The 18,817-nt window shown below is 55.8% G+C and carries 17 protein-coding genes; 8 read left to right on the top strand and 9 right to left on the bottom strand.

All coding sequences use genetic code 11. The features are described from left to right. Positions 1-6 precede the first annotated feature (6 nt). The 4 genes from kdpB (at position 7) to kdpE (ending at position 6,146) form a co-directional block, all read left to right on the top strand. Positions 7-2,076, top strand: coding sequence for a potassium-transporting ATPase subunit KdpB (kdpB, locus tag JHD74_RS13745; protein ID WP_024529332.1), 2,070 nt, complete (start codon positions 7-9; stop codon positions 2,074-2,076). Positions 2,077-2,094: 18 nt separating this feature from the next. After that, positions 2,095-2,664, top strand: coding sequence for a potassium-transporting ATPase subunit KdpC (gene kdpC, locus JHD74_RS13740; protein ID WP_024529331.1), 570 nt, complete (start codon positions 2,095-2,097; stop codon positions 2,662-2,664). Between the two features lie 80 nt (positions 2,665-2,744). Further along, positions 2,745-5,438 carry a two-component system sensor histidine kinase KdpD gene (gene kdpD / locus JHD74_RS13735; protein WP_024529330.1) on the top strand — a complete coding sequence of 898 codons (2,694 nt, stop codon included), beginning with the start codon at positions 2,745-2,747 and terminating at the stop codon, positions 5,436-5,438. Between the two features lie 18 nt (positions 5,439-5,456). Continuing rightward, on the top strand, positions 5,457-6,146 hold the full coding sequence (gene kdpE, locus JHD74_RS13730) for a two-component system response regulator KdpE (RefSeq protein WP_024529329.1): 690 nt from the start codon (positions 5,457-5,459) through the stop codon (positions 6,144-6,146). Here kdpE and JHD74_RS13725 read toward each other — a convergent pair. The 4 genes from JHD74_RS13725 to seqA all read right to left on the bottom strand — a co-directional run bounded on the left by JHD74_RS13725 (position 6,143) and on the right by seqA (position 9,542). Further along, positions 6,143-6,451: a DUF3861 domain-containing protein gene (locus tag JHD74_RS13725; protein WP_021805293.1), complete on the bottom strand. Its 309-nt coding sequence runs from the start codon at positions 6,449-6,451 to the stop codon at positions 6,143-6,145. The genes kdpE and JHD74_RS13725 overlap by 4 nt on opposite strands. After that, a complete protein-coding gene (locus JHD74_RS13720; RefSeq protein WP_024483167.1) occupies positions 6,451-7,089 on the bottom strand; it encodes a PadR family transcriptional regulator in 639 nt (212 codons plus the stop codon). Before JHD74_RS13720 ends, JHD74_RS13725 begins: the two co-directional genes overlap by 1 nt. 189 nt (positions 7,090-7,278) lie before the next feature. Then, the gene (gene pgm, locus JHD74_RS13715) at positions 7,279-8,922 is read right to left on the bottom strand and encodes a phosphoglucomutase (alpha-D-glucose-1,6-bisphosphate-dependent) (protein ID WP_074027935.1); all 1,644 of its coding nucleotides are present in this window, start codon (positions 8,920-8,922) and stop codon (positions 7,279-7,281) included. 77 nt (positions 8,923-8,999) lie between these two features. Next, the gene (gene seqA / locus JHD74_RS13710) at positions 9,000-9,542 is read right to left on the bottom strand and encodes a replication initiation negative regulator SeqA (RefSeq protein ID WP_021805296.1); all 543 of its coding nucleotides are present in this window, start codon (positions 9,540-9,542) and stop codon (positions 9,000-9,002) included. Between the two features lie 241 nt (positions 9,543-9,783). Between seqA and ybfF the strand changes: the two genes are divergently transcribed. From ybfF to fur, 4 genes are all read left to right on the top strand, one after another. Continuing rightward, positions 9,784-10,566, top strand: a complete 783-nt coding sequence (gene ybfF, locus JHD74_RS13705) for an esterase (RefSeq protein WP_199062897.1) — start codon at positions 9,784-9,786, stop codon at positions 10,564-10,566. A 247-nt stretch (positions 10,567-10,813) separates the two neighbouring features. Further along, complete coding sequence (gene ybfE / locus JHD74_RS13700; RefSeq protein ID WP_021805298.1) at positions 10,814-11,101, top strand: LexA regulated protein; 288 nt, start codon at positions 10,814-10,816, stop codon at positions 11,099-11,101. A 203-nt stretch (positions 11,102-11,304) separates the two neighbouring features. Further along, entirely contained in the window at positions 11,305-11,844 is a 540-nt protein-coding gene (gene fldA, locus JHD74_RS13695) for a flavodoxin FldA (protein ID WP_021805299.1), read from the top strand. 325 nt (positions 11,845-12,169) lie between these two features. Then, a complete protein-coding gene (fur, locus tag JHD74_RS13690; protein ID WP_021805300.1) occupies positions 12,170-12,616 on the top strand; it encodes a ferric iron uptake transcriptional regulator in 447 nt (148 codons plus the stop codon). Between the two features lie 182 nt (positions 12,617-12,798). On the opposite strand, the gene JHD74_RS13685 is transcribed toward fur, so the two are convergent. The 5 genes from JHD74_RS13685 to JHD74_RS13665 form a co-directional block, all read right to left on the bottom strand. After that, complete coding sequence (locus JHD74_RS13685) at positions 12,799-15,462, bottom strand: beta-N-acetylhexosaminidase (RefSeq protein WP_024529322.1); 2,664 nt, start codon at positions 15,460-15,462, stop codon at positions 12,799-12,801. Positions 15,463-15,480: 18 nt separating this feature from the next. Then, entirely contained in the window at positions 15,481-15,807 is a 327-nt protein-coding gene (gene chiQ, locus JHD74_RS13680; RefSeq protein ID WP_199062896.1) for a ChiQ/YbfN family lipoprotein, read from the bottom strand. Positions 15,808-15,857: 50 nt separating this feature from the next. Continuing rightward, a complete protein-coding gene (locus JHD74_RS13675; protein ID WP_024529320.1) occupies positions 15,858-17,246 on the bottom strand; it encodes an OprD family outer membrane porin in 1,389 nt (462 codons plus the stop codon). Positions 17,247-17,824: 578 nt separating this feature from the next. Further along, positions 17,825-18,559 carry an SDR family oxidoreductase gene (locus tag JHD74_RS13670; RefSeq protein ID WP_024529319.1) on the bottom strand — a complete coding sequence of 245 codons (735 nt, stop codon included), beginning with the start codon at positions 18,557-18,559 and terminating at the stop codon, positions 17,825-17,827. A gap of 4 nt (positions 18,560-18,563) precedes the next feature. Continuing rightward, positions 18,564-18,812 carry an acyl carrier protein gene (locus JHD74_RS13665; protein WP_024529318.1) on the bottom strand — a complete coding sequence of 83 codons (249 nt, stop codon included), beginning with the start codon at positions 18,810-18,812 and terminating at the stop codon, positions 18,564-18,566. Positions 18,813-18,817 lie beyond the last annotated feature (5 nt).

The following is an 18,817-nucleotide window of genomic DNA, read 5'->3' as shown; positions in this document are numbered from 1 at the left end:
AACAAGATGACTCGCAAACAACGCGCACTGTTTGAACCGGCACTGATGCGTACCGCGCTGATCGATGCGGTGAAAAAGCTGGACCCACGCGTTCAGTGGCGTAACCCGGTGATGTTCGTGGTGTACCTCGGCAGTATCCTGACTTCAGTCATTTGGCTGGCGGTGCTTTCAGGCAACGCCGAAGGTAGCGCGGCCTTTACCGGCAGCATCGCCATGTGGCTGTGGTTTACCGTGCTGTTCGCCAACTTCGCCGAGGCGCTGGCGGAAGGACGCAGCAAGGCTCAGGCAGAAAGCCTGAAGGGCACCAAGAAAACCAGTTGGGCGAAGAAACTCGCCACACCGAAGCGTGATGGGGCCACCGAGAAAGTCTCGGCCGAGAGCCTGCGTAAAGGGGATATCGTGCTGGTAGAAGCTGGCGATACTATCCCTTGCGATGGCGAAGTGCTGGAAGGCGGCGCATCGGTCGATGAAAGCGCCATCACCGGTGAATCTGCACCGGTGATCCGTGAATCCGGTGGTGACTTCTCCTCCGTGACCGGCGGGACGCGTATTCTGTCCGACTGGCTGGTGGTGCAGTGTAGCGTCAACCCAGGGGAAACCTTCCTCGATCGTATGATCGCCATGGTCGAAGGTGCCAAACGCCGTAAAACCCCAAACGAAGTGGCGCTGACCATTTTGCTGGTGGCGTTGACTATCGTGTTCGTACTGGCAACCGCAACCCTGTTCCCTTACTCGCAATACAGCGTGGAAGCCGCAGGCAGCGGCAGCATAGTGTCGATCACCGTGTTGGTGGCCTTGCTGGTCTGCCTGATCCCGACCACCATCGGTGGGCTATTGTCCGCTATCGGCGTCGCCGGGATGAGCCGCATGCTGGGAGCCAACGTGATTGCCACCAGCGGGCGCGCCGTTGAGGCCGCCGGTGACGTTGACGTATTGCTGTTGGACAAGACCGGCACCATCACCCTCGGTAACCGTCAGGCATCCGAATTCCTGCCGGCACCTGGGGTAAAAGAGCAAGAGCTGGCCGATGCCGCCCAACTCTCTTCGCTAGCCGATGAAACGCCGGAAGGCCGCAGTATCGTGGTGCTGGCCAAGCAGCGCTTCAACCTGCGCGAACGCGATTTGCAGGCGTTGAATGCCACCTTCGTGCCTTTCTCTGCGCAAACCCGCATGAGCGGCGTCAACGTGCAGGACCGGATGATCCGTAAAGGGGCGGTGGACGCCATTCGCCGCCACGTCGAATCCAACAATGGCCACTTCCCACGTGCAGTAGATGAGTTGGTGGAAAGCGTCGCTCGTACCGGCGGTACGCCGTTGGTGGTCGCCGAAGGACCACGCGTGCTGGGGGTCGTGGCGCTGAAAGACATCGTCAAAGGCGGGATTAAAGAACGCTTTGCCGAACTGCGCAAGATGGGCATCAAGACGGTGATGATCACCGGGGATAACCGCCTGACCGCCGCCGCCATCGCAGCTGAAGCCGGTGTGGATGACTTCCTTTCGGAAGCCACGCCAGAGGCCAAACTGGCGCTGATCCGTCAGTATCAGGCGGAAGGACGCCTGGTTGCGATGACCGGCGACGGCACCAACGACGCCCCTGCACTGGCACAGGCCGACGTGGCGGTTGCCATGAACTCGGGGACGCAGGCGGCCAAGGAAGCGGGCAACATGGTCGATCTGGACTCCAACCCGACCAAGCTGATCGAAGTGGTGCATATCGGTAAGCAGATGCTGATGACGCGCGGTTCACTGACCACCTTCAGTATCGCCAACGATGTGGCGAAGTACTTTGCCATTATCCCGGCGGCCTTCGCGGCAACCTATCCGCAGTTGAATGCGCTGAACGTGATGCAGTTGCACTCCCCCGCCTCGGCGATTATGTCGGCGGTGATCTTCAACGCTCTGGTGATCGTCTTCCTGATCCCACTGGCGTTGAAAGGGGTGAGTTACAAAGCAATGAGCGCCGCGGCTCTGCTGCGCCGTAACCTGTGGCTGTATGGTGTGGGTGGCCTGCTGGTACCGTTCGTGGGTATCAAGCTGATCGACCTGCTGCTGACCGCGCTGAATATGGCCGGCTAAGATAACGAGGAATTTATGATGTCTTATTTACGTCCTTCTTTGGTTATGCTGATCCTGCTGACGGCGATCACCGGTATCGCTTACCCATTACTCACCACTGGGCTGTCACAGTTGCTGTTCAGCGGGGCGGCCAACGGCTCGTTGCTCTATCAAGGGGATAAAGCGGTCGGCTCGGCGTTGATTGGCCAGAACTTCACCCAACCGGGTTATTTCTGGGGTCGCCCTTCTGCCACCAGCGATTCGGCCTATAATGCGATGGCATCCGGCGGCAGTAATCTGGCCGCCACCAACCCGGCGCTGGATAAAGCGATCGGTGAGCGGGCAACGCAGTTGCGCCAGGCTAACCCGGCGATGAGCGGGCCGATCCCGGTCGATCTGCTGACCGCTTCTGGCAGTGGCCTGGATCCGCAAATTTCGCTGGCCGCCGCCAAGTACCAGGTAGCGCGTGTCGCCAACGCTCGTCAGTTGCCACAGGAGCAGATTGCCAAGCTGATTGATGAAAACACCGATCGCGCCACGCCCAATTTTATGGGGGAATCGGTGGTCAACGTGCTGAAGCTGAATATGGCGCTGGATGCGTTGAAATAACTGAAGACGTGATAAAAAGTAGCTAAATAAAGGGTTCGGCATTGCCGAACCCGCTTTGCATGGGTAAACAAGGAACTCTGATGGTGGATGACGAACTGCAACGCCCCGATCCAGACAGCCTGCTGGCGTTAGCCAATGAAAAGCCACGCGGCAAACTGAAAGTCTTCTTCGGGGCCTGCGCCGGGGTAGGTAAAACCTACGCCATGTTGCAGGAAGCTCAGCGGCAACGGGCGCAGGGGCTAGACGTGCTGATTGGCGTGGTGGAAACCCACGGCCGCCAGGAAACGGCAGCGTTGCTGCAAGGGTTGTCGATCCTGCCAGCAAAACGCATCCAACATCGTGGCCGCCAGGTGCAGGAGTTCGACCTCGATGCCGCTTTGGCACGCCATCCGGCCCTGATCCTGATGGATGAGCTGGCGCACAGTAACGCCCAGGGTTCACGCCATCCCAAACGTTGGCAGGATGTGGACGAACTGCTGGATGCCGGTATCGATGTGCTGACCACGGTTAACGTCCAGCATCTGGAAAGCCTGAACGACGTCGTCGGCGGCATCACCGGAGTACGGGTCAGGGAAACCGTGCCTGACCACGTGTTTGACGAAGCGACCGAAGTGGTGTTGGTGGACCTGCCCCCAGACGATCTGCGCCAACGGCTCAACGAAGGCAAGGTCTATATCCCAGGCCAGGCCGAACGCGCCATCGAGCATTTCTTCCGTAAAGGTAACCTGATCGCCCTGCGCGAATTGGCACTACGCCGCACTGCCGACCGCGTTGATGACCAAATGCGGGCCTTTCGCGATAATCAGGGGCGTGAAAAGGTCTGGCATACCCGGGACAGCATCCTGCTGTGCGTCGGCCATAACAGCGGTAGCGAAAAGCTGGTGCGCATCGCAGCACGGCTCGCGGCGCGCCTCGGTTGCCACTGGCATGCCGTATATGTTGAAACCCCCAAGCTGCACCGCCTGCCGGAAAATCAACGGCGAGCCATCCTGCGCGCCTTGCGGCTGGCGCAAGAATTAGGGGCAGAAACCGCCACCCTTTCCGATCCTTCTGAAGAACGTGCGGTACTGCGCTATGCCCGGGAACATAACCTGGGCAAAATCATTATCGGCCGCCGTGGCGAACAGCGCTGGAAGCTACGCGGCAGCTTTGCCGATCGCCTTGGCCAGCTTGGGCCGGATCTCGATCTGGTGATTGTAGCGCTGGAAAACGATACGCCCCAGCCGCAGATAAAAGAGCACGATAATCGCGCCTTTAGCGAAAAATGGCGTTTCCAATTGCGGGGCTGTGCCGTTGCCGTAGCTTTGTGCGCCATCATCACGTTGCTGTCACAATGGTTACTGCCGGGCTTCGATTCCGCCAACCTGGTGATGGTTTATCTGCTGGGCGTGGCGATTGTTGCCCTGTTCTTTGGCCGCTGGCCTTCGGTGCTGGCCGCGGTGATCAACGTCGCCAGCTTCGATTTGTTCTTCGTACAGCCCGAATGGTCGTTCGCCGTCAGTGATATGCAATATCTGCTGACCTTTGCCGTGATGCTGACCGTCGGTATCACCATTGGTAATCTGACCGCCGGGGTACGTTATCAGGCCCGGGTGGCACGCTATCGCGAACAACGGGCGCGCCATTTATATGAGATGTCCCGTGGGCTCAGCCAGGCGTTGAGCAGAGAAGATATTGCCAAAACCAGCCGTCATTTTATCTCCAGCAGCTTCCAGGCCAAGACCGTACTGCTGCTGCCGCAGGAGGATGGCTCCCTGCAACAGATGGTGGGTGAAGAAGGCGGCTTGCTGTCGGTGGATGAGGCCATCGCCCGCTGGAGCTATGGCAAAGGCTTGCCCGCCGGGGCCGGTACCGACACCCTGCCCGGTGTGCCGTACCAACTGCTGCCGCTCAGCACCTCCAAACAAACCTTTGGCCTGCTGGCAATTGAGCCGAACAATGTGCGCCAGTTAATGGTGCCGGAGCAACAGCGGCTGTTACAGACCTTTGCGGTGCTGATCGCCAGCGCGCTGGAGCGCCTGCATCTGGCCCGCAGCGCCGAAGAGGCCAAGCTGGATGCCGAACGCGAACAGCTACGTAACTCGCTGCTGGCCGCCCTTTCTCACGATCTGCGTACTCCGCTTACCGTGCTGTTTGGTCAGGCAGAGATCCTGACGCTGGATCTGGCCACCGAAGGCTCCAGCCACGCCCCACAGGCCAGCCAAATCCGCCAGCAGGTGCTCAGTACCACCCGCCTGGTAAACAATCTGCTGGATATGGCACGCATTCAGTCCGGTGGTTTTAACCTGCGTAAAGAGTGGCAATCGCTGGAAGAGATCGTCGGTGCCTCACTGCATATGCTGGAACCGCTGCTGGTATTGCACGAGATCAAGGTGGAGTTGCCGCCAGAGATGGTGTTGATCAACTGTGATGGCAGCCTGTTAGAGCGGGTGTTCACCAACCTGGTGGAAAATGCCAATAAATATGCCGGTGCCGATGCTATCATCGGGATCCGCGCCCACGCAGTAAAGGACTGGCTGGAAGTGGAGGTTTGGGATAATGGCCCCGGCATCCCAGAGGAACAGACGCAACTGATATTTGACAAGTTCTCCCGTGGCAATAAAGAGTCGGCGATCCCCGGCGTCGGCTTGGGGTTAGCGATTTGTCGTGCCATTATTGAAGTACACGGCGGCCGCATCTGGGCGGAGAACCGCGCCGAAGGCGGAGCCAGTTTCCACTTTATGCTGCCGTTGGAAAAGCCACCCGAATTGGATGGAGCAGATTTTGACTTGTAACCAAAGAGTAGAGGCCCCGTGACCACATCGCCGACTAACATTCTGATTGTGGAAGACGAGAAAGAGATCCGTCGCTTCGTGCGCACCGCGCTGGAGAGCGAAGGGTTACGGGTATTTGAAAGTGAAACGCTGCAGCGTGGGCTGATAGAAGCCGGCACACGCAAGCCGGATCTGATCATTCTTGATTTGGGGTTACCCGATGGCGACGGGCTGGACTACATTCGCGATCTGCGCCAATGGAGCGCCGTGCCGGTGATTGTCCTTTCCGCTCGCCATGCCGAAGAGGACAAGATTGCCGCGCTGGATGCGGGGGCCGATGACTATCTGAGCAAGCCGTTCGGCATTGGTGAACTGCTGGCCCGGGTGCGGGTTGCGCTACGCCGCCACGCCAATAGCCAACAGGAAAGCCCGTTGGTCAGCTTCTCCGATATCACCGTCGATCTGATCAACCGTAGCGTCTTGCGTAACGGTGAAGATCTGCATCTGACGCCCATCGAGTTCCGTTTACTGTCCGAGTTGCTGGCCAACTCCGGTAAGGTGATCACCCAGCGGCAGCTACTCAGCCACGTCTGGGGACCCAATTACGTCGAACACAGCCACTATCTGCGCATTTATATGGGCCATCTGCGGCAAAAGCTGGAAGCCGATCCGGCGCGGCCCAGGCATCTGCTCACTGAGACCGGCGTCGGCTATCGGTTTATGCCTTAATCCTGCGACGATGTTGGCCCCTTTTTCAGTCCGATCATAAACGCCTTAAACGAGTCACGCAGTGGCTCAAACAGCGGATGCTTACGGTTTTCTATCATCACTTCGGAGAACAGCTTGAGCCCGACGGCAAAGGCCGCGCTGTTCTGTTCGCCAAAGTTCAGATCCTCTCGCCCTTGAATGCGCTCAACAATGGCCAGAATATCGTCGTGATTTTCTACCTCAAACACCAACTCCGGCTTGTCGACGGGTTCGCCTTTACGGTCTGTCAGGGCTTCTACGGTAATGCGGAAACGGTGGCCTGGCATCAGTTATCCTCCTGTGGCTGTTTTGGCGATACCATTTCGGCTTCGATAGCCTCCACGGCGGTCAGCAGTGCCTGATTGATACGCCCGACCTGCTCCTGAGACAAATCCGCACGCATCATGTTGCCGCGCAGCAGGTAGCGCAGGCGATTCATCACTTCGGAGATCCCTTCGGCCAGATTGCCCTCATGGCGATGGTCACGCCCAGCGCCAGCCAGGCGGGCAAAAATCACTTCGATGGCCGCCTGATGTTTTTGCAACTCCTGCTTGCCGAGTTCGGTAATTTGGTAGCTCTTACGGCCATTGCCAGCCACTGCCGGTTCCAGGAAGTCCTGCTCTTCCAGCAACGTGAGGGTTGGGTAAATCACGCCAGGGCTTGGCACATACAGGCCGGAAGAAGCCTCTTCGATCGCCTTGATCAGCTCGTAGCCGTGGCTAGGTTTACGCTCTACCAGCGCCAGCAGCACCAAACGCAGATCGCCGTGTTCAAACAGGCGATGACGCCCGCGCCCGCCCCGGCCATGTTCTTCACCACCACGGCCGTGTTCCCCGCGGCCAGCAAAATGATGACGGCCGCCACGGCGGTGGTGGCAATGCCCCTCTTCCCGCTGGTCGTGGTGACGTGCAAATCGATTAAACATCATGGTTGTTACCTCTTGATTGATGATATGAGCATCGACGCATTTAGATATATCTAAACTGCGTCGATGGCTCTAATCTAGATCGATATATCTAAATGCGCAAGAGGTAACCTGAAATTAGATATATCTAAATTACAGGCATAAAAAAAGCGCTGTAAAAACAGCGCCTTTTCATTATCGAGGGAGAGATTACTTGGCTGAAGCTAACACTTCGCTGACGATCTCGACCGCTTCGCGTTCGATCTTCTCACGGTGCTCGGCACCCAGGAAGCTTTCACAGTAGATCTTGTAAGCCTCTTCGGTACCCGATGGCCGAGCGGCAAACCAGCCGTTGTCTGTCATCACTTTCAGGCCGCCGATGGAAGCGCCGTTACCCGGAGCTGCCGTCAAACGCGCGGTGATTGGATCACCCGCCAGGGTGCTGGCCTTGACCATTTCCGGTGATAGTTTGGACAACGCCGCTTTCTGTGCGGAGGTTGCCGGAGCCTGGATACGGTTGTAGCTTGGCGCACCGAAGCGTTTGGCCAGATCGTTATAATGATGCTGCGGGTTTTCACCGGTGACCGCAGTGATCTCTGCCGCCAGCAGGCACATGATGATGCCGTCTTTGTCGGTAGACCAAGGTGTACCGTCGAAGCGCAGGAACGAAGCCCCGGCGCTCTCTTCGCCGCCGAAGCCGAAGCTACCGTCGAACAGGCCGTCAACAAACCATTTGAAACCGACCGGCACTTCCACCAGCTTGCGGCCCAGATCGGCCACTACGCGGTCAATCATCGCGCTGGAAACCAGCGTTTTACCCACGGCAACGTTGGCACCCCATTGCGGGCGATGCTGGAACAGGTAATTGATGGCAACGGCCAGGTAGTGGTTCGGGTTCATCAGGCCCGCAGGCGTGACGATACCGTGGCGGTCATAGTCCGGATCGTTGGCAAACGCCAGATCGAACTTGTCGCGCAGGGCCAGCAGGCCCGCCATTGCCGATTCGGACGAGCAGTCCATGCGGATGATGCCGTCATGGTCGAGGTGCATAAAGCGGAAGGTCTGATCGATGGAGTCATTCACCAACGTCAGATCCAGCTTATAGTGCTCGGCAATCCGCTGCCAGTAGGCAATGCCGGAACCGCCAAGCGGGTCGACACCCAGTTTCAGGCCCGCACGCTGAATGGCAGGCATATCGACGATATCTACCAGCCCTTCTACGTAAGGTTGCACCAGATCCTGCGCATGCAGATGGCCGCCAGTCCAGGCTTTTTCCAGCGATTGACGCTGTACGCCCTGCAGCTTGAGGCTCAGCAGTTCGTTGGCACGCTTTTCAATCACCGAAGTCAGGTTGGTATCGGCTGGGCCACCGTTTGGCGGGTTATATTTGATGCCGCCGTCTTCAGGTGGGTTATGCGAAGGCGTAATCACGATGCCGTCTGCCTGCGCGCCCCCTTTGCGGTTGAAGCACAAGATAGCGTGTGACACGGCAGGGGTTGGCGTAAAGCCGTTATTTTCCTGCACCACCACGTCAACGCCGTTGGCGGTCAGCACTTCCAGCACGGAAATAAAGGCGGGTTCGGACAGCGCATGGGTGTCTTTACCCACGTAGCAAGGGCCAGTGGTGCCCTGTTGACGACGCACTTCGGCAATGGCCTGAGCGATCGCCAGGATATGTGCTTCGTTAAAGCTCTGACGAAGCGCGCTGCCACGATGCCCTGAGGTACCGAATTTCACCGCGTGTGCAGCATTACCGGCCTCTGGTTGCAGCACATAATACTGCGACGTCAGCTGGGCTACGTTGATCAAATCACTTTGCTGAGCGGGTTGCCCGGCACGTGGGTCATTAGCCATCGACTACTCCCTAAAATGCCAGTACTGTGGCCGGGCAATGAGTCGCTTACGGCCACCGTGACGGGCTGTTCGCTAAATTAGACGGTGCCGCAAACTTTCTCGATCAGTTCCGCTGGGAACTGCATGGCCTGCATGATGTGTTCGATCATGCTGCGTTTGCGACCGGTGTTGGTATTGGTGATCACCCAGTAAGGCGTACCTGGCACATGCTTGGGCTTGGTATGCGTTCCGTTGGCCAACAGCGTTTGCTGATCGCCAGCAAAATAGGTCCGGGTACGGCCATGCAACGAATCCGTTGCCGCGGCAAAGCCCGCCGCATCGAGGGTGTACAAGGTGGAAAGTACCAGCATAAAACGATTTACAGCTTTGCTCTGTTCGGCATATTCGTCCGATAGCAGCAGCTCGCGCACCGCACGCACACGATCGCGTGGACGCTGTGCTGCAACGGCAGCCGCTGACGGCTCTGCCTGGCCACTGGCAACCACAGGAGCCGTGCGCACAGGCTGTCCTGCGGTAAACTTCAACATACGCCGTAAAATATCAGACGCGCTTTCACCGATATGTTGCGTGTGGCTGGCAATATAACGGTAAAGTTCTTCGTCGACTTCAATAGTTTTCATCTTTATCCAGTACGTTTTTTCTACTTATGAACCTGAAGCCAATTGGTGCATTCAAGCCATGGGATTATAAGGTTAAAAGCGCGGGTGCGAACACTACAATGTTCTCCCAAACGGCAAAAGCAGACTTTAGCCAACCGCCTTGGCCGCCAAGCCCTCACCATACCATGAAATATCGGCAAAATTCTGCGGACCAACCAATAATCTCTCTAGCCATGTTAACCTAACTCATTATCTCAAGATCATGAACTTCACCATGAAATTACATTATCAATTATTGGCCGCAGAGGCTGCCACGCCAGCGAGCCTACCGATCGTGCTGATCCACGGCCTGTTTGGCAATCTGGATAACCTGGGCGTGCTGGCACGCGATCTGAACCAGCAGCATACGGTGATCAAGGTCGATCTGCGCAATCACGGGCTGTCACCGCGCGCGGCGGAGATGACCTACCCGGCGATGGCGCAGGATCTGTTGACGCTGTTAGACGACTTGCAAATCGAGCAAGCCATCGTAATCGGCCACTCAATGGGCGGCAAAGCAGCGATGGCGTTGACCGCGCTAGCCCCGGAGCGGATTGAACGGCTGGTGGCGATCGATATCGCCCCGGTGGATTACGACACTCGCCGCCATGACCAGATCTTTACCGCACTGCAAGCCGTCACCGATGCGGGTATCACTCAGCGTCAGCAGGCTGCGCAGCTCATGCGGGCCACGCTGGATGAAGAAGGCGTGATCCAGTTTCTGTTGAAATCCTTCCATGCAGGCAGTTGGCGGTTCAACCTGCCGGTGTTGATCGAGCAGTATGAGAACATTATCGGCTGGCAGGAGGTTCCACCCTGGCCGCACCCGACGCTATTTATCCGTGGTGGCCTCTCGCCTTACGTGCAAGATAGCTACCGCGATGACATCGCCCGCCAGTTCCCGCAGGCGCGCGCCTATGTGGTTGCAGGCACCGGTCACTGGGTCCATGCGGAAAAACCGGACGCCGTATTACGGGCAATCCACCGCTTTATTGACCAGCCCTGAGCTTAAGTGGCGAAAAAACGCGCTAGAGAGAATAGCTTAGCGCGTTTGTGGCTAAGTTAGGCATTGTCGTCGCTCCATCTGCTGGGGTAATATGGCGCGCTATAATTTTGCCACCCTGTCCAGGTGTGAAACTGCGCTTGGCTGGGGGTGAATTTGGGTTAGGGTTTATTGGCCCGAATTGTGTAAATCGAACCGTCTGGAAGCGTAAACCGCTTTTTGATGCAAACTCCCTTGCAGTAGCGCAACAATGGCAAAAGAACAAACGGATCGCACGACGCTGGATCTGTTCGCAGATGAACGCCGTCCAGGGCGCCCGAAAACCAACCCGCTTTCCCGTGATGAACAGCTTAGAATTAATAAGCGCAATCAGCTACGACGGGACAAAGTGCGTGGATTACGGCGTGTGGAGCTGAAAATCAACGCAGACGCGGTAGATGCTCTCAACAAACTGGCCGACCAGCGCAATATCAGCCGCAGCGAATTGATCGAACAAATGCTGTTGGCCCAACTGGCAGAAGAACAGCCAGAACACTGATCTCTCCTGCCGCACGCGCGGCACGGCGTTAAGGATGACGCCAGATCGGTTCCACCTCCGCAGAGGCATCGCATAAACGCGATAAAACCTCAGGACAAATTTCTGGCATGATACGCATTTACGGCTGAGCAAGCCTGCCCTTGGCAGCGCCTCAGGCCGCGTTTACGCAACACATTCATTTGAATTAAAAGGTTATCTTTACTATGGCTCATGTAGGCATTTTCTTTGGCAGCGACACTGGCAATACCGAAAACATTGCCAAGATGATCCAAAAGACGCTTCAGCAAAAGTTCGGCAACGATGTGGCAGAAATCCACGACATCGCCAAAAGCAGCAAAGAAGATCTGGCAGCGTTTGATATCCTGCTGCTCGGTATCCCAACCTGGTACTACGGCGAAGCCCAGTGCGACTGGGATGATTTCTTCCCGACGCTGGAAGACATCGACTTTAACGGCAAGCTGGTGGCGCTGTTTGGCTGTGGCGATCAGGAAGACTACGCGGAATATTTCTGCGATGCGATGGGCACCATCCGCGACATCATTGAGCCACGCGGTGCGGCCATCGTCGGCCACTGGCCAACCAAAGGCTACCATTTTGAAGCCTCCAAGGGTCTGGCAGACGATGATCACTTTGTCGGACTGGCCATTGACGAAGATCGTCAACCTGAGCTGACCAACGAACGCGTAGATGCCTGGGTCAAGCAAATCAGTGAAGAGCTGAGCCTGGCCGAGATCGTCGGCTAAGCCTCTGCCCCGGCGGATACGTAACACATGGAAGGGGCGCCGTTGAGCGCGCCCTTCTGTTATCGGCATCACGGATTAGAGCAATAGAAGCTACAAGTTTGTAACTTCCTACCTCGCCACGGTAGACTGAGATATCGGTTTATCCCATCCATCAAAGCTTTGCATGATTACCCTGTAAACGTGCAAAGATAGGTTTGTTAACAACCGGCGGTTTCTATTTGCGGCAACCGGTTCTATAATGAGACGCAATTAACGCTTTGTGCCAACCGATGCCATAGGCGAGCACGCCTCAACTTGATTAGCATAGTAACAGGACTGAATCCGCATGACTGATAACAACTCCGCATTGAAGAAGGCTGGCTTAAAAGTCACTCTTCCGCGACTCAAAATCCTGGAAGTATTACAGGATCCGGCATGCCATCACGTCAGTGCGGAAGATCTGTACAAAAAACTGATAGATATGGGCGAAGAAATTGGCCTGGCCACGGTATACCGCGTGCTGAACCAGTTTGACGACGCAGGTATTGTGACCCGCCACAATTTTGAAGGTGGCAAGTCGGTTTTCGAACTGACTCAGCAACACCACCACGATCACCTGATTTGCCTGGACTGCGGCAAAGTGATCGAGTTCAGCGACGAATCCATCGAAGTGCGTCAGCGCGATATCGCCAAGCAACACGGTATCAAGCTCACCAACCACAGCCTGTACCTGTACGGCCACTGTGAAACCGGTGATTGCCGCGAGAATGAAACGCTGCACAACAAGAACTGATTCTGGCCCGCCAGAACGCGAAAACCGCCTACACGGCGGTTTTTTTATGCCCAGATGACAGGCAAAAAAATCCCCGGACAGGCCCGGGGAAAAATATCCACTCAATTATCACAATTGCAGCTTGCTCTCACCTTGCACTATCTCCGCCCCTCTACCGACACGCAGGTGGGCGGAGTTTTCACTTACGCTTTCACTGGCTCGGCACGGCTGAAGCGTTTGCCATCCGGGCTGATTGCACGGATTTGCACCTCACCCGCCACCGCAGGGCGCGCTTTATCGTCATAACGCTGCCACTGTTTGCCGCCGTCGGTGGAATATTCAATTCCCAGGCCCGGCAGAGCAATATTCGCCTCCAACTTGCCACCGATGATACGTGCCCCTGGGACCGGCAGGCGATAGCTCACGCCCGCTTTATCCATCTTGGCCAGTTCACGCTGCCCGATCAGGTTGGCAAAGCGCAGCCAGTCCTGATCCAGAGTTTTGGTATCGACCTGATGGGTTTCACCACCTTTATACTCACGGCCAGCTTTGTAATCCTGCTCCCAGCTGGCGCGGTGCCATGCACGTTCTGCAAGCGACACGGCACGTGGGTAAATCATGTATTCCATCTGCTGATCGGTACGCACCACTTCGCTCCACAGTTGGGCGGAAAGACCATATGCGCCCGGCCACGGTTTGTCGCTCTTGGCGGTGAAGTGGTTACCATCACGGTCAACCGAGGTTTCGGCGTTCTGCGGCAGGTTGTTCGGCGCAAAGCTGAAGATCTTCTGCTCGTCGCTGAAGCGGGTGCCCCAGTAATAACCGTGTTCGTCCGGGCTGACTTCATACGGGAAGTCCATATAGACGTAGTCCGGGTTAGAGATCACCACGTCATAACCCTTGTTCGCCCAGTCGTTAGCCGAGTCGAAGCCACCCCAGTACAGAGTATCCCAGAAGTTCACCGCCACATGCTTGGTCGCGAAGGCCTTCGAGTCTTTGGCATCTTTCAGGCCGTCCTGCCACGCCTGCATTCTGTCAATGCCGTGCGCTTTCACCAACTGGCTGACTTCCAGACCGAAGTAGCTTGGCAAGTGTTCCATATCTTCCACTTTGCCATCTTTGATGATGGCCTGACAAACCTGCGACTTGGCCCACGGCTTGTCTTCTTTGCTCAGATCGAGGATGCCCTTGCCCGCTTCCGGGTTTTTCACGTCGGTATAGCCGGCGCCCAGACGGATGTTCTTCGCTTCGTCCCCACCAAAGTGCCAGGTTTTCAGTGGCTGACCGGCCTCTTTGTGCATCTGGGCCACTTCACCAATCACTTTGTCCACGAAGTTCTTGGAGGAATCCAGGCATGGGTTCAGATAGCTCTGACGGTTGAAGTACTGCACCGAGGTGGTATTGGAGGTATCGGTCGGATCCACCAGGCGGAACTGGTTGGCCTCTTTCTCTTTCCCTTCGGCAAGCAGTTTCTTGTAACGAGCTTCCATGGAAATAATCGCCGCACGGGCGTGTGCCGGCATGTCGATCTCAGGGATCACTTCAATCTGGCGCGCCTGAGCATATTTAACGATGTCGATATAGTCCTGACGGGAGAAGAAGCCACCGTGCGGTGCAGGGCCAGAGCCGTATTGTGGCATCAGGCAGGTGGTCTCGCTCAGGTCATGACAACGCTGGCCGCCCACTTCGGTCAACTCTGGCAGGCCAGGGATCTCAATGCGCCAACCTTCGTCATCCGTCAGGTGGAAGTGGAATTTGTTCAGCTTGTAGGCTGCCATTTGATCCAGCAGGCGCAATACGGCGTCTTTGTGGTGGAAGTTACGCGCCACGTCCAGGAAGATGCCGCGGTATTGGAAGCGCGGTGCATCTTTGGCATCCAGTGTCGCAATCTTCTTGCTGCCATCCGAAGGGATTAGCGACAGGATGGATTGCAGGCCATAGAACACCCCAGTCTGATCGAAACCGACAATTTCGGCACCTTTCTCGCCGATCTTCAGTTGGTAGGCACCTGGAACGGCCTGATCGCCTTTGAATGCCGCTGGCTTGATATCCGTCTTGATCGGATAACCGCTCGCCTGGCTCTCAATGCCCAGCAGGGCAAAACGCTCGGCCGCCGCATCCGCCGCTGGCTTGGTCAACGCACTCAAATCCAGCGCCACGCCTTTGCTCAGGTCAATATCCTTCGCATGGACTTTAACTTCCATCGGGGTTGGGATGATTTGCCCACGCAGCGATGCCATCGGCAACACTTTCAGATCCTGGTTCTTGGTGAAGCGGCTTTCCGGGACCATCAGAATGTTGTTGTCATCCTTGGTACGCTTCCACTGATCGCCAGTGAATGGGGCAACAAACTGGTTAATATCATCGGTATCGGTATTCGACAGGATCTTCGGCTGAGCATCGCCGGAAGTGGCATACCAACGCGGTAGGAAGTCGGTGCGGAACAGCTGCCAGTATTCAGCGATAATCGGGATTTCCACCGCCTGATTGGCCGGGAAGCTGGTGAATTTGTCTGTCGGTTCCAGCTTATACAGATCGCCGGTAATGTGGGTGATTTTGAACTGGTCGTTATCAACCTTCAGCGTCTGGCGCGGGCTGTGGAAATAGATCGCCCAATCTTTATCTTTGATTTCCTGATTGCCGTTGGTCAAGGTGATCAGCACCTTATGGCAGGACGCCCAGTCGGCACCCAGCTTGGCACAGTCCACGCCGTGTTCAGCGGCACGGTTGTCCAACATCTTCAGATTGACCTGCAACTGGCTGAGTTGATCAACCACCTGCTGGTTGGCCATGGCAGAACCTACGCTGCCAAAGAGCCCAACGGTAGCCGTCAGGGCGGCGAGAGCACTCATCTTAAACTTGTTCATCTGCAACCTCTTGCGTAATCAGTTGTTGTTTGCGCGAATTTCTTTCCACAGCTTGCCGCATTTGGCGTCATACGCCTGGCCATTGCCGGTATGGGCGGCCTGGATGCAGCTTTGATAATCCAGCACTCGCACAGTTTCCTGCTCAGCAAACTGTTGGTGCTTTTTCTCTTGCTTCAACACGTTCAGCACCGCCTGGCAGGCCTGTAATTTCTCTGGGGAACCTTCCGCGGTATTGATACAGGCGCTGTAGGCCTGGCGCAGTTTGGCATCTTCCGGTGGCGCGACCGATTGCGAACAGGCGCTAAGCCCGGCAACCGCAGCGATAATCAGCATCAGTTTTTTCATGGTTAAAGTCCTGTGACCTTTCCCCGGCAGCCTGGCCACCGGGGAGCGCATTAGAAGATGGTGAACGGTGCGATAACGATGAATTTGACGTCTTTCTCGTCCTGGAAGATGTTGCCGTAACCGCCGCCCCAGCTTGGGATATCGGAATGGTTGTCATACTGCGTGAAGTGCAGTTTGAACAGAGTACCTTTGGCGCGCCCGTCCTGCATGGTGTACATCGCATCCAGGCTGTAAGCGCTCTCTCTCAGGCGCTGGCTCTGATCGTAAATCGGGTTGGTGCTTGGCTTGGCGTCCCAGGCATAAACGTAGGAAGCTCCGACGGCCATGCCAGGCAGGTTCCAGTTGCTCAGGTCATACATCACGCCACCGAACACGGCTTTTTCGCCGTTGGCGTTAAAGTCGGAACGGTTATCCCACCAGATATCGAGGCGACCGTTTGAGGAAGCATAGGTTGGGGTCATACGCTGCAGGAAGAAGCCTTGGTTACCTTCCGCCTTGACCATGGTGCCTTCCAGACGCCAGTTGAACTGGCCGGTGGTATAACCGAAGGTCAGCGCCTGCAACCACGCCAGGCCATCATAGATGCTGTTCGGATCGCGATTATCACCGATACGGTCTTCTGCGCCGTAGAACTGGTAGCTGGTGGTCATCGGATTACCAGCCAGGTCAAACTTGTAAGACGCCTTGGTGAAATACTGATTCACGTAGCCTTGCGCCTGGCCAAACGCGGCTTCCAGCACCAGGTTGTTCTTGAAATCATACTTGGCACCCAGAGAGTGCAGATAGGAAACGTCGGTTTTGCGATCGTTCTGACGGAAGTCGTCCATCTCGATGTGCCAAGGCGCTTTGTACTTGTTGGTCCACATGTAGGAGAAACTCAGCGCACCTGAATCGCCATAGTCAAAGTTGGCACCGGCTTCAGCACCCTGGTAGGTACCCGGCATAAAGCTCCAGTGCGGGGCCAGCAAGGTTTGCCCGCTTGGCTGGATATAACCGGCACGCGCCCAGACCGGGCCATACTTGAACTTACCGGCCGCTTTATACAGGCTGATACCGCTTTTATCGCCGGAGTAATCTTCGTCATAGGTACGGTTACGGCTGGAGAACGCGATTTCGTTCGGGTGGCCACTCTCGCTGGATTCGGCCATTTCGATGGCGGTGAACGCCGCTACATCGATACCAAACATGTCCGCCGCATAGCCGGAGTTGAAATCCAGGTTGGCGTTCCAGGTAGAGTGAGAGAGGTTGGTTTTAAAATCACCGGTTTCAACGTCTTTGCGATCGCGTTGACGTTGCCAGTAATACACCCCACCGGTCAGCGTAGAATCGTCGATAAACCCAGCCGCTTGCGCTTCTGGGGCCATGACAAATCCGCTTCCTAATAGTGCACCCGCGACAGCGAGCGCCAGCGTTTTACGCTGAGCACCGTGCGTACCCATAAGAAAATTCCTCTTTGACTTTGACTTTAAAGTGCGCCCGCCTGCGTTCACCACTGCCCTGCACGGTCGCTAATAAAAAAACCCTAATCGGGTAAAATTGTGCCGGATGAGAAAATTCACCTCGGCCTTGATACTGTAGCTAGACTATTTTTCGCGACGCGAATTATCAAATGAAAAGTGACAGAGATTTGTCAAAGTATGACAAGGTGCACACATTGATGATATTTCGTTACAATAATGAGCAAGGTCACTATTTATAAATAAATCCCAATAAAATCAGATAATAAAAGCTTAAAAAAGCCAATCCCCTGTGGATTGAAAGGTTTCAGCAAGCGAAAAGCACTGATTTACTCTAAAAATGAGAGCGCTCTACAAATGATATTAATTCGCATCGCGAATATATAAGTCAAGATGATGAAAAATGATACACAGTGACAACCAAGTTATTTCTTAGAAAAAAACAAGCGTGATCACCGCTAACCACAACGCAAGGGAGGATTGGTTTTAGGTGTAAGCGCAGCATGTGTGCACTGGAGGTGCGGAATTTGTAGGGGACGAACATGTTCGTCCCCAGTGGGTCAGGCAGTTAACCCTCCGTCGAGGATCAGGCTCTGTCCTGTCATATAACGACTGTCATCGCCGATCAGAAATACCGCCGCCCTGGCGACTTCACTGGCCTTGCCTAAACGCCGCAGCGGGATTTGTTTGCGCAGCGCCTTCAGCGCCTCCGGTGGGATCGCGTCTGTCATTTCACTGTGAATGATCCCAGGCAGCAGGCAATTCACCCGGATGTTAAAACGCGCCACCTCCAACGCCAGCGACTTGGCCAGGCCTATCATCGCCGATTTGCTGGCAGCGTAGGCCGTTTGCCCCACATTGCCCTTGATCCCCGTTACCGAAGACATCAGTACCATGGCGCCTTCGCCCTGCCCCATCATGGCTGGCAGCAGGTGGCGGTTCCAGTAGAATACGGCATTGAGGTTAGTATCGATCACCTGCCGCCAGCGCTCGCTCGTTTGTTGGATATGCAAACTGTCTTGGGTAATTCCCGCATTATGGATCACCGCCAAAGGTGCTCCAAGGCGAGTCAACAGATCTGGTGCTACCAGGTTCACCGCCTGTTCATCACTGCCATCGCAAATACAGTTTTCCACCCAACCTGGCAAACCAGCACAGGCCTCAATCACCTCGGCTGAGGGCGATTGATCGCTACGGCAGGTCAACACCACGTTCCACCGTTTGGCCAACTCTTCCACCAGCGCGCGGCCAATCCCCCGGCTACCGCCGGTCACTAATACCCATTGTCTGGTCATGGGCTTATTTTTGCTGTTCGGCCAGAGATTGGCACAGTTCACCCAGCGTCATATTGGGTTTATCGATAAACATTTCGGCACTCAACGTGGCGCCAAATTCACGCTTGGCCAGAACCATCAGTTCGACGTAATCCAGGCTGTCGAGTTTTAGCTGATGCAAGGGCATCTCTGGCGAGAGGTCGTCCATTTCCAGATCTTTGGCGTCACAGATCATTTCGCTGACGGTGAGGTAAACTTGTTGGTACTTTTCCATGGTAT

The organism is Serratia sp. ASV30 (genome assembly GCF_016428815.1).
Classification (GTDB): Bacteria; Pseudomonadota; Gammaproteobacteria; order Enterobacterales; family Enterobacteriaceae; genus Chania; species Chania fonticola_C.
This window is presented reverse-complemented; position numbering and strand designations above follow the sequence as displayed.